Annotated in this window: 13 protein-coding genes; 2 read left to right on the top strand and 11 right to left on the bottom strand. The window is 33.7% G+C overall.

Annotated features, from left to right (window positions below):
* Positions 1–376: 376 nt before the first annotated feature.
* The 4 genes from queC to VQL36_RS06115 all read right to left on the bottom strand — a co-directional run bounded on the left by queC (position 377) and on the right by VQL36_RS06115 (position 3,738).
* Positions 377–1,075 carry a 7-cyano-7-deazaguanine synthase QueC gene (gene queC / locus VQL36_RS06130; RefSeq protein WP_349248461.1) on the bottom strand — a complete coding sequence of 233 codons (699 nt, stop codon included), beginning with the start codon at positions 1,073–1,075 and terminating at the stop codon, positions 377–379.
* A gap of 72 nt (positions 1,076–1,147) precedes the next feature.
* Entirely contained in the window at positions 1,148–1,828 is a 681-nt protein-coding gene (locus VQL36_RS06125; RefSeq protein ID WP_349248460.1) for a 7-carboxy-7-deazaguanine synthase QueE, read from the bottom strand.
* Positions 1,829–1,830: 2 nt separating this feature from the next.
* Positions 1,831–2,298: a 6-carboxytetrahydropterin synthase QueD gene (gene queD / locus VQL36_RS06120; protein ID WP_349248459.1), complete on the bottom strand. Its 468-nt coding sequence runs from the start codon at positions 2,296–2,298 to the stop codon at positions 1,831–1,833.
* A 423-nt stretch (positions 2,299–2,721) separates the two neighbouring features.
* Positions 2,722–3,738: a hypothetical protein gene (locus tag VQL36_RS06115; protein WP_349248458.1), complete on the bottom strand. Its 1,017-nt coding sequence runs from the start codon at positions 3,736–3,738 to the stop codon at positions 2,722–2,724.
* A 185-nt stretch (positions 3,739–3,923) separates the two neighbouring features.
* On the opposite strand from VQL36_RS06115, the gene VQL36_RS06110 reads away from it, so the two are divergent.
* Positions 3,924–4,418 carry a thioredoxin family protein gene (locus VQL36_RS06110; RefSeq protein ID WP_349248457.1) on the top strand — a complete coding sequence of 165 codons (495 nt, stop codon included), beginning with the start codon at positions 3,924–3,926 and terminating at the stop codon, positions 4,416–4,418.
* Positions 4,419–4,521: 103 nt separating this feature from the next.
* On the opposite strand, the gene VQL36_RS06105 is transcribed toward VQL36_RS06110, so the two are convergent.
* From VQL36_RS06105 to queF, 6 genes are all read right to left on the bottom strand, one after another.
* Complete coding sequence (locus tag VQL36_RS06105) at positions 4,522–4,953, bottom strand: DUF309 domain-containing protein (protein ID WP_349248456.1); 432 nt, start codon at positions 4,951–4,953, stop codon at positions 4,522–4,524.
* 1 nt (position 4,954) lies between these two features.
* Positions 4,955–5,755, bottom strand: coding sequence for a GTP pyrophosphokinase family protein (locus tag VQL36_RS06100; protein ID WP_349248455.1), 801 nt, complete (start codon positions 5,753–5,755; stop codon positions 4,955–4,957).
* Positions 5,756–5,797: 42 nt separating this feature from the next.
* Positions 5,798–6,895, bottom strand: a complete 1,098-nt coding sequence (locus VQL36_RS06095; protein ID WP_349248454.1) for a quinone-dependent dihydroorotate dehydrogenase — start codon at positions 6,893–6,895, stop codon at positions 5,798–5,800.
* A gap of 254 nt (positions 6,896–7,149) precedes the next feature.
* Positions 7,150–7,386, bottom strand: coding sequence for a ferredoxin (locus VQL36_RS06090; RefSeq protein ID WP_349248453.1), 237 nt, complete (start codon positions 7,384–7,386; stop codon positions 7,150–7,152).
* A 182-nt stretch (positions 7,387–7,568) separates the two neighbouring features.
* Positions 7,569–8,864: a DNA polymerase IV gene (locus VQL36_RS06085; RefSeq protein ID WP_349248452.1), complete on the bottom strand. Its 1,296-nt coding sequence runs from the start codon at positions 8,862–8,864 to the stop codon at positions 7,569–7,571.
* Positions 8,848–9,207, bottom strand: a complete 360-nt coding sequence (gene queF / locus VQL36_RS06080; protein WP_349248451.1) for a preQ(1) synthase — start codon at positions 9,205–9,207, stop codon at positions 8,848–8,850. The genes VQL36_RS06085 and queF overlap by 17 nt, the downstream gene beginning before the upstream one ends.
* 203 nt (positions 9,208–9,410) lie before the next feature.
* Between queF and cimA the strand changes: the two genes are divergently transcribed.
* The gene (cimA, locus tag VQL36_RS06075) at positions 9,411–11,030 is read left to right on the top strand and encodes a citramalate synthase (protein ID WP_349248450.1); all 1,620 of its coding nucleotides are present in this window, start codon (positions 9,411–9,413) and stop codon (positions 11,028–11,030) included.
* A gap of 54 nt (positions 11,031–11,084) precedes the next feature.
* Here cimA and VQL36_RS06070 read toward each other — a convergent pair whose 3' ends face one another.
* Complete coding sequence (locus tag VQL36_RS06070; RefSeq protein ID WP_349248449.1) at positions 11,085–12,152, bottom strand: saccharopine dehydrogenase family protein; 1,068 nt, start codon at positions 12,150–12,152, stop codon at positions 11,085–11,087.
* Between the last annotated feature and the right edge of the window lie 80 nt (positions 12,153–12,232).

Here is a 12,232-nt window from a genome sequence, read left to right as displayed (position 1 = left end):
CCCTCTAAATTGGAGCTTATGAAGAGTCAGAATGGCTATAAAGGTGGCAGTTCAACAAATATCTGCTAATTAAATAAATTAAAATAAAGAAAGAACCTTCAAATCACTAGTTGCTAGAGATTTAGGAGGTCCTTATGTTGGTCTATTATTCAATATTTCAATCTGAATACATAATAAATCTAAAAATGAACTCGTTTAAGCAAAGCTTAAACATCAAGAAATCAGATGGAGGCTCTACTCCACCGGATTTGAAGATACCACCTATAGCGGTGGGAGTCTGTCGCAAAATATTTTTGGATCAATTTTTTCAAACTAAATACCTATTTAATATTACTTTTCAGTTGAGGCTTTATTTAAAGATATATTAAGGATTATATTATAAAACATAAGGAATAGGATCTTTAGAACCCGCTTCTTCAAAACCTTTTAAACGTAAACGGCAACTATCACATGTACCACAAGCCTCTTCTTCTCCATTGTAACAAGAAGTAGTTAGATGATAAGGTACATCTATTTTTAAACCTTCTTTTATAATCTCAGCTTTGCTCCAAGAAATGAGTGGTGTTTCTATTTTTACTTTATGACCTTCTACCCCAACCTTAGTAGCTAAAGAAATAACTTCTTCCATTTTACCTATGAACTCTGGCCTGCAATCTGGATAGCCGCTATAATCAAGCGCATTTACACCAATAAAAATCGCATCTGCTTCTAAAACTTCAGCATAAGAGGTAGCGATAGATAAAAACAATAAATTACGCCCAGGCACATAAGTAATTGGAATGTCTGAGGACTCAGCAGCTGATGCATCTGATGTTACTACATCTGGTACTTCCAAATTATCATCTGTCAAGGCACTGCCACCAAAATCTTTTAAAAAAGATAATGGAATGATTTTTTGTTTATCTCTAACACCATAATAATCTGCGACTTTTTTTGACTTTTCAATTTCAATATTATGCCTCTGTCCGTAATCAAACGTGATTGGATATAAATCGTAACCTTGATCCTTTGCAATTCCCATACAGGTTGTACTATCTAATCCACCACTTAAAATAATTACTGCTTTTTTGTTCATTGTTACACCTCATTGTTTAAATTGTAAATGCGTACAAAAAATTATGTTTCAGATCCCAAATCTGGACTGTAACTATACACCTCTCATAGCTGGATCCCAAATGATTTTATGCAATTGTAAATTCAACTTAATATGAGAACATTTATGTTCTAACATCATTTCCACTAATTTTTGAGGCGGCATCGTTTCCCAAACAGGACTAAATAAAGGTAATGCTTCTGTTTGGTTCGTATCCAATAATTGCTTCGCTGTGAAAAAATCTTGTTCACTACCTATAACGAATTTTAATTCATCTTGTTTACGCAGTAACTCAAGGTTTTTCACATCCATTTTTTCCATTTCACCAGAGTCAGGCAATTTATAATCCATTACATATCTAACTTTTGAAGATGTTATTTGATTTATAAATGGTTGCAAGTCTATGGCTCCGTTTGTTTCAATATGAATGTCTTTAATTTGTTCTAATTTAACTAATTCTTCTATCAGTTTCAATGAATGATCTCCATATAATAATGGCTCTCCACCTGTCAGGCAAATTTGATGTGAAGAATATGTACGAACTTCATTCACAATCTCTTCAATACTCATTACTTTCTCAGCTTTTTCTGGTGGATAGCTATAGGGAGTGTCACACCAAGTACATCTTAAATTACAACCAAAAAGACGGACAAATATGGTAGGAAAACCTGCTCCAGTCCCCTCACCTTCCACCGTCTCAAAAATTTCAACCATAGGAAGTTTGATTTCATTCATAATCATTCCTCCATTAATGCTCTTGTCACAGAGGCATAGCTAGTTGGTGTTTCCCAAAGACGAATTTCTTCTAAAATCACTTCTGGTGACCATCCTTCATCGATCAGAGCTTCTTTAATTTGTTCATATATCCAAACGACCATATTTTCAGCCGTAGTATTCATTGGTGGCAATACATCATTTAAATATTTATGATCTAATGGGTCTATTACTTTTTCTTTTGTTATTTTTTTTATATCTGCAAAATCTATGACAATGCCTCTCTCGTCAGTTCGACCTAACATGATGACCTGCAATCGATATGTATGCCCATGTAGACTTTGACATTTCCCTTCATAACAGTGTAAATGATGTGCACTATCAAATGTAAATTCTTTAGAAACCAATACTTTTTTTGTGTGATATTTCAACTGTTCTTTTTGTATATCTGTACCCAAAAGCTGTACTTTTTTTGGTATTTCATAACTCATGACTTTCATCCCTTATCTTAAAAATTCAAACATATTATATCATAACATTCTTTTAACAGCCTGTAACATTTTTTTATTGTAGTTTTTTTTAGAATATCATATGAATTATGGCATGAATATTGGTAAAAGTTTCTGATGAACAAAAACTCCTATCGGAGTCTCTCGAGGAGGTAGCCGAATACTTCTTTACACTATCATAAATTAAATAATTAAAATGTAGATAGTATAAGGGCAATAACGATTCTGCCTTCGTCTAGACTTGCCAATCATCGAGTTTTCTTTAGAGGTAGTTTTTGTTGAAACTTAGAATTTGAAATTTTATAAATTCTTAAGTTTTCAAAAAAACTCGCCGATTGGCGAGTTTCAAAGTGACAGAAAGTAACATTTGCTCAGGTTAAGTGAGATCTATTATGTTGATTACTATTAATGAAATTGGTCATTTTCTAACATAATCTCATCAATGGGTTTATTTTGATACATCATTGTAAGATTAAAGCTATTATAGTCACATATCTTATCAATTTCCTGCATCAATGATGCTGCAATTTGTTCTCTTTCTTCTGGAATTCCTGGATCGATTACATCAATAGAACCCACAACTTCTAATTCACTAATATCAATAGTAGCTCTTCCAAATGGAAGCTCACCTTGATTCAATGACCTATAAATATCATAAGTTAATATTTCATTATCATCTCTTGTAAGTACAATATTAAAGTCATCATCTGCATCATCTGAAGCTATTGTATATTCTGTATCTTCAAGTAATTCCTCATGTGTAAGTTCAAGTGTTTCTAGCAGCTGACCTTGATAAGTCATATCAATCATAAAAGTATCCATCTCATCCTCATCAAAATCGGAGATGATCAATTCTGTTACGTCATTTAACTCATCTTCTGTTGGTTCTCTAAGCCAACTCACTTCTCCAACTACATCTGTCCCAAATATACTCATAAACGCTTCTGCAATCCATTGTTTATTCTCATTGTAAACATGATATTCTACCGCATTTTTTCTTTCCCCTACAATCATCAGTTCATATCCTTGAGTGTTCTCATTTTCATCATCTGAGAACTCAAGTATGTCTTGCTCATTTTCGTTGTCATTAAAGTATTCATCTACTTCAATGATCTCTTCTATTTCTCCCACATTTCCTTCTGTTGCAATAACATGATCGTAATCACTGTAACTTACAATGACATCACACTCATCCACATGCAACGCATCAATCAAAGACTGAATGTAAGTTTTTACAAAACTTGTTACTCTATCTTTTTCAAATCGATCTAATGATTGTTCCTCAAGCTGAACAGCACCCGCAATTCTTTCCCCTTCACGATACACAATTGAACATGTTCCTACATATTTATTATGTAGTAAAATATCACTTACTTCTCCATTAGATGTTCTCATGTCAGGTCTAATCATCACATCGACCAAATTAATCGCCTCCACATATATTGTAAAACTTAACAATCATAGATTATCCATTTTATTGATGAACTATCCACTATAAAAAAACATTGTATTACCATTTACATATAAATGACAAAAATATGGATTCCTTTCACTCTGTCCAGAATTTATATTATAATAATATAAATAAAATAGAATAGGGGTGTTTTATGAAGAAGCTAATAATATATTCTTCTATTGTCATTGTATTAATTGCATCATTATATTTCGTTAATCAACTTTCTGAAAATCAAGCTACTGCAAAATATGAAGAAGACGCAAAAAGATTGTATCAGACTTCAGCTAAAGATTTAAAACCAGAAACAAGGGAGCAACTATCAGACGAGAATTACCAAAACATTATTCTTCCTGATCAGTATGAAGAGAAGAAAGCGAATGGAGAAAGTTTCTTTGTCTATTTCTTTTCACCTACATGTTCTCATTGTAAATATACCACTCCAAAACTTAATCCAATTGCAGCAGAAGTTGGTGTAGATTTGTATCAGTATAACGTATGGGAGTTTGAACAAGGGTGGGATTACATCCAATCTACCCCAACACTCATTTATTATGAAAATGGAGAACAAAAAGATATAATAGCTGGTGGTATTAATGATGATGCAAGATCTGAAGAATATAGACAATTTCTAACTGACTATAAATAAACAAACGATACAGTTCCAACAAAAAAACCGCTATGCGGTTTTTTTGTTGGGCTTCATATAAGATGCCATTAATTATTATACTTATGTATTTTACTATGCAATGTTATTCATCCATTTCATCATGTTTTGTGGGAGGGTTTTTCTTTAAGTATTCAACTTCTTGTTGTAATTTAGTATCTGTAATGATAATATCCAGGTCATAAAAATCGAATGGATCATTTTCATATTGTTTCAATTTATTTAGATAAACCCTACTATCTTCAATTAACTTTGTTAAGTCAATTCCTAATTCATCTGCTAAACTCTCATTGATCTCCAGTTTCTCTAATGCAAGACGAAAAAGTTTAATTCCTCCGGTAATATTATTGTTGTTAAAATGATGTAAAGCTACAGCAACCTGTAAAAGCCCTTGATAGATAGGGGACCTACCCTCATTTAACCACAGCTCTTCCAACACTTCATGACATTCAAAATAATCACGTTCTATATTAAAATAATATATATACTCAACATATAAAGAATCATAAGCACTCAAGTTAAGGTTGATCTCCTTTCGCTAAGGAAAGCGCTTGATGGATTTCTTCAGAAAGCTGCCACATACTCTGATAATCCTCTTCTTCCCAAATCTCGTTGAATCTCAATTGAAAAGCTGCTGCCTCCTTCACTCTCCTATAAAAGAACAATACTTGTATCTCACTTAACACCTTATATACAAGATCGGATTTTGTTGCAAAATCCTTTTGTGCATCTACTATTTCTTCTCGAATGCTTGACATCTCTTCATCAAGTTTAAAAGCAGCCTCTGCGGCTTTTTCCAACCTTGTTACTACTTCTTTTGGCAGTTTTTCTTTATATTTATAGTTTAATGAATGTTCAATTGTAGCCCAAAAATTCATTGCTAACGTACGAATCTGAATCTCAGCCAACACTTTTTTTACACCTAGTGCGGTTTGCACAGGATATTCCACGATCACATGATAACTTCGATATCCACTAGGTTTATTATTGTTAACATAATCCTTCTCATAAACTACATCCATATCTTGTCTTTCATGTATTAACTCTACTACCCGTTCGATATCTTCTACAAATTGACACATGATACGAATTCCAGCAATATCCTCAATTCCTGTTTCCAGTTGATCCATAGATACGTTAAGTTTCCTTGCTTTTTCTAAAATACTGGAAACTTTTTTTACTCTTCCTGTAACGAATTCTATAGGTGAAAACTCTTCTAATTGCTTTAATTCGGTACGTAAGGACTTAAATTTGACCTTCAATTCATCTACTGATTGTTCATAGGGGTATAAAAACTTCCTCCAATCCCTTCCATCCATATAATACCTCCATTTATCAACAGTCTGAAGCATGATTTCCGTTTACTTATGTTCAGCTCCAATCGCTTCAGATATATTTGTAAAACCATCATTTTTTAATAAATTAAGTAAACCAGCATTAATTTCACGTACAACTGATGGACCTTTATAAATTAATGACGTATATATTTCAACCAAACTCGCTCCAGCTCGTATTTTCTCATACGCATCCTCAGCTGTGAAAATACCTCCTGATCCAATGATAGGAATTTTCCCTTCGGATATTTTATAAATTTTACGAATGATTTCAGTAGAAGGATGGAATAATGTTTTTCCGCTTAATCCCCCTGTTTCTTGAGCATGAGAATGTGAAAGTCCATCACGAGATAACGTAGTGTTTGTTGCAATGACACCAGAAATTTGATGTTTTAAAATACTTTGTATGGTTGTTTCTAATTCCTCATCACTTAAATCTGGAGCAATCTTTACCAGTACGGGTTTTGCCTCTTTTCCAGATTGTTGATGTTGAATGTTCATTTCATCCATTACTGCTTCAAGCAATTGATTTAATTCTTCCCCATGCTGCAGTTGTCTTAGGTTTGGTGTGTTCGGTGAACTAATATTCACAACAAAAAAATCTCCGTAGGAATACAAACGTTGAATACATACTCGATAATCTGTTATTGCTTCTTCATTTGGAGTCATTTTATTTTTTCCAATATTAACTGCTATCGGTACTTTTTTAGTATACACTTTTTGTAAATGTTCCGCCATTGAATCCACACCTAGGTTATTAAATCCCATGCGGTTTATTAGTGCTTTATCTGGAGGTAATCTGAATAATCTTGGCTGCTCATTTCCAGGTTGTCCTTTAGGTGTAACCGTTCCAACTTCCATAAAACCAAACCCAATAGATGAAAATCCTTGTATGGCTACACCATTTTTATCTAATCCTGCAGCTAGTCCAACTGGATTTAAAAAATGTATATTCCACAATTTTTGAGATAGTTCCTTTTTTTCAGGCACTCCATATAACCCATTTAATAATGACAACGCTCCGGGTATTTTATTCGCCAAACTCATCCCATTCATAGTAATGTGATGTGCTTTTTCAGGGTCCATTTGAAAAAATATAGGTTTGACTATTTTTTTATAAAACATAACATTTCCTCCACAGCTCTATTTTGTAAATGATAATCCGTTCATGATTCATTTATATCTCTATCTACTATAAATTGAAGAAGTTCATTTTGTAAATAGCTTAAAGTTAACTTTCCTAACATCATATAGATTAATCATTATATTGTGATTTTTTTCACAATATAATGTGCAATAATGTGCAATAAATAAACTCGCCGATTGGCGAGCTTATTAAAGTTTAAAAAACCCCTTCTAAATGAAGAGGTTCTAAATGATTAATTATTAAACGGTTCGTCAGCAATCTGAATGGAGTCTGTTGGACAACCATCTGCTGCATCTTGCATATCGTCATGAAGATCTTCAGGAATTTCTTTTACACCTTTGTTGTTGTCGTCTTCATAAATTACTTCTGCCAAACCCTCATCATCATAATCATAAATATCAGGTGCAGTCGCACCGCAAGCTCCGCAAGCTATACAAGTTTCTTTATCGACATAAGTAAACTTTGCCATGATTTCATCTCCCTTTATATAAAAAGTCCAAGATATTACTTTCCATAACAAATATAATATAATTTAATGGAAAGTTCAATTGCTTTGCAGTAATTTATTGTGCCCTTTTTATAACAATTCATAATTAGGTTAATAAAGAACTGTTTCATCTTTGGGGATTTATAAAAATATTATGTACTAAATCATTCCTCATTATCATCTTTGTTAGTATCAAGAAAGTCAGTCTGTAATGAGGTTCCTCTATGTTTATGATCTCTAATTAGTGCAGATGGATCTTCACTTAACATCCCTGCAGTTAACAATGAGTCCTCTCCAAATTTATTTCGAATTTGATCCATCGTTTTGATTAACTCTTCTTTTTTAGGTGCTGTTTCATATTCAAATAAATCTAATTGTTGAGGAGATTCTTGCTTTAATGATAGGTTTTGCAAAGTAATACCTAGTAATCGTACAGGTTCATTTTGCTTCCAATTATTTTGAAAAAGTCTACATGCTTCATGGTACACAGTTTCTGTTTGGTCAGTAGGTTGTAAAATTGTACAAGAGCGAGTGATCGTTTTCATATTTGGGTCACGTATTGTTATTTGAATCGTATTGGAAATGAGCCCCTTTTTTCTAAGACGTCTTGTTACTTGATCTGCTAGATTTAAAAACACACGTTTAATATCTTCTTCCTGAGTGTAATCAAATGGAAGGGTAGTCGTATGTCCAACTGATTTACTTTGTTCACGTTCAAGATTTACTGGTGAATCATCTAATCCATTTGCTGCCTTAATTAACATGATTCCCTGGGTTCCGAATCGGCTAAATAATTTTTCTTCATCCGCTCCCGCTAATTGCCCAATTGTATAAATATTTAACTTTTCTAATTTTTTTGCAGTTCTTTCACCAATACCATATAAGTCAGAACATGGTTTAGACCATAAAATTTGAGGTACATCTCGTAATCTTAAAATATGAATTCCGTTTGGCTTTTTCATATTTGATGCCATTTTTGCTAATAGCTTATTAGGAGCAATTCCAATGGAACAAGGAAGTGCTAATTCCGACTGAATCCTTTTCTGCAAAGTTTCTGCAATCTCTATAGGAGATCCAAACTGTTTAGACCCTGTAATATCTAAAAAACACTCGTCTATGGACATGACTTGTACTAAAGGTGAAAAATTTCGAGCCATATCCATAAAACGAAGTGAGTAAGTTCTATACAAGTCAAAATCGGGGCGAATCAATATGAGTTCAGGACATTTCTGTAAAGCTTCCCTGACATTCATCCCCGTTCTTATCCCTCGATTTCGAGCCGGATATGAAGAGGTAACGATAATGCCTTTTCGTAGTTCAGTACTACCTGAAACAGCAATAGGTTTCCCCTTGTACTTTTCGGGCTCTTCAGCTTCATGTACTGAACAATAAAAAGCATTCATATCCACATGGAGGATAACTCTACCTTGTTTTGGATAATAATTATTTGCCTTCTTCATAATCCGCTTTAACGGTTGTGTAAATACCTCCGCGCACGCCAAATTCTCCGAAGACCTCCAATTTACGTGGTTGAATCATTCTTACGAAATCTTTTAACATTGTATTGGTTACATCTTCATGGAAATGACCTTCATCACGAAAGCTCCAAATATATAGTTTTAATGATTTTAATTCTACAATGTATGGACCTGGCACATATTTAAACGTAATCGTAGCAAAATCAGGCTGACCAGTTACAGGACACAATGCTGTAAATTCAGGACATTTAATTTCTACTACATACTCACGATCAGGATGTGGATTAGCCACAGGTTCTAGTGTTCTTGTTGGTTTTGTTGACATATTTATAATCCTCCACTATTTTATTAAACTAAAATATCATTATATTAACATTACAATTTTACATAAAGTAACCTAAAAAGTGAAGTCCAACCTTTAGAATTGTTTATTTATCAAAATTTGGGTGGAATTTTTGGAGAAAACCGAATAAAAAAGTGTTATAATTATGCAATATTAAATTATGAACGTTATTAAGGAGGACCCTGATGACAAACGTTGTTAAACTTTTTGATACTACACTTCGAGATGGTACTCAAGGAGAAGGAATTAGCTTATCAGTTGAGGATAAAATTAAAATTGCTGGGAAATTAGACACATTAGGTGTTCACTATATAGAAGGTGGTTGGCCTGGCAGCAATCATAAGGATATTGAATTTTTCAACAGGGTTAAGGAACTTAACTTAAAAAATGCAAAAGTAACCGCTTTTGGCAGCACACGTCGTAAAGGTATAAAGGCTGAAGATGATATGAATTTAAATCGAATTTTAGAAACAAAAGTCTCAGTTGCCACCATCTTCGGAAAATCATGGGACTTTCATGTCCATAAAGCAATTCAAACAAGTTTAGAAGAAAATCTAGAAATGATATATGATTCTATTAAGTATTTAAAAAGCAAAGGTCTTGAAGTCATTTATGATGCAGAGCATTTCTTTGATGGATATAAAAACAATCCTGAATATGCGCTTGCTACGATTCAAAAAGCAGAAGATGCAGGTGCAGATTGGATCGTATTATGTGATACAAACGGTGGTTCAATGCCAAGTGAGATATTTGAAATTGTTAGTAAGGTGTGTAATACAGTTTCCACTTCTATAGGGATTCATACACATAACGACTGTGAGTTGGCGGTTGCTAATTCCTTAGCTGCTGTAAAAGCAGGTGCTAGACAGGTACAAGGTACGATGAATGGATTGGGTGAACGTTGCGGCAATGCAAATTTAATCTCTATCATTCCCAATTTACAACTAAAGCTTAACTATCAATGCGTAACAAATGAGCAATTATCGCAATTAACAAATGTCTCTCGTTATGTTAGTGAAATTGCTAACATGAACATGCCCGTAAATCAACCCTATGTAGGTGCAGCTGCTTTTGCACACAAGGGAGGCATTCATGTATCTGCTATTATGAAACACCCTAAAACATATGAGCATATCGTTCCTAAACTTGTAGGCAATAAACAAAGAGTATTGGTCTCTGAATTAGCTGGTCAAAGCAACGTTATCTTTAAAGCAGAAGAATTGAATCTTGATTTTGACAAAGAGTCTGCACAAGCGAAAAAAATCATTGATGATATAAAAACATTGGAGCATCAAGGATATCAATTTGAAGGTGCTGACGCATCATTGGAATTATTATTGCGAAAAGCATTTGGAGAGGTAGAAGAAATTTTTACATTAGAATCATTTAAGATATTAGTGGCTAAATCTAAAGATCGTCCAGTGGCATCAGAGGCTATTGTAAAACTGAACGTACACGGAGAACTCGTATATATGGCAGCAGAAGGAACGGGTCCAGTAAATGCATTAGACAATGCACTTAGAAAAGCACTTGAGAAGTTTTATCCTGAAATTAAAAATATGCATTTATCTGATTACAAGGTACGTGTGATCGATGAAAAAGACGCTACAGCTGCAAAAGTACGTGTACTTATTGAATCATCTGATTTTGAAAATACTTGGAGCACAGTAGGTGTTTCAGAAAATATTATAGAAGCTAGCTGGCAAGCTTTAGTCGACAGCATCCGTTATGGTTTAATTGGAAAAACTAGGACAGATTCTGAAGAAAACAACCAACAAAAAACTTTAGGATTGATCAACCATTAAGTATTTGAGAAGCTGAAGAAAGCATTAATACCTCTTCAGCTTCTTTTTTAAGGATCATATGGATTCAAATTGCATGTAAGAGCTCAAATCATTAAACAGCTCCTTAGGCTGAAACAACTCCTCGATATGAAAAATTCCTTGTGAATATTTGTTTATATATAGTTCCTTTGCGACAAATGCAGCTACTTTTCCTGTAATGAATGATTCCTTTTGTCCATGTAGAGTGGTTTCTATATTTGCTTTATTACCATCTATATATCCTTCTGTACTCACTTTAATCACCCAAATATCACTGCCAAAATTCAGCTTTTCGAACAAAACAAGTGTAAGTTGATGTAAATAACTTATCGTAAGCAAACGGAAAAAACCAACCTTTTTTAACAATGCCATAAGATTCGTCAAGACAATGGAATCAAAGCAAAGTCTGGTAGATACTGATCCAATACCTAACGTATGCGGCAATACATGTTGATCTGTAAAGTTAAAACGAAAAGCTTTTCTATGTCCTAATTTATTTGGGAACTCAGTTCTTAAGCCGTTTTCAAAACTTCTTACCTGTTTTTCTGCTCCATTTTCAATTACAGGGAATTTAGAATTCAAGTTATTGATCATCCATTCTATCCCCGCTTTTCCATGCTGATCTCCCACACCCATCATAATGTAAATATCAGCGGAATTCACTTCATCCATTTGCTCAACATTGTGCTTGACCAGCATATTCGTCAGTCCTGGGGCTAAACCTACACTTAAAACCGCGGTAGATTGCAATGGACTGTTTTCCAAGCTGATGTTCCTTACTTTTGTTAAAAATTCATAAGACGCTGTGATATCCACATAATGAATATCGTGTTGAAAACACTGTTCCATAAATCGTGTATTCTGTTGATCTAAGCACATAACAACTACCGATGTTTCTTTCAACATATGGTCTGATAAAAAGTCTTCATTCACATCAACTTGAAGTGGGTACACATTTCCTTTAGTCATGTCGCAGAAATCTTTAGCTTTCATATAATTTCTTCCAGCTGCAAAAACCTTTCCAGGAAAAAGCTTCCCAAGATCCTTGCTGATGATTTGACCTACTTGTCCGTATCCACCCATAACTATAATTTTGTCCTTCACATTGAAAACCTCCTCAATTTAATTTAGTTACTAAACTATTTATTAAAAAATATTTCGATAGATAGTATAGTTACTAAACT

Source organism: Chengkuizengella sp. SCS-71B, from assembly GCF_040100845.1.
Taxonomy (GTDB): domain Bacteria; phylum Bacillota; class Bacilli; order Paenibacillales; family KCTC-33759; genus Chengkuizengella.
The sequence above is the reverse complement of the archived record's forward strand: the minus strand, read 5'-3'. Positions and strand labels throughout refer to the sequence as shown.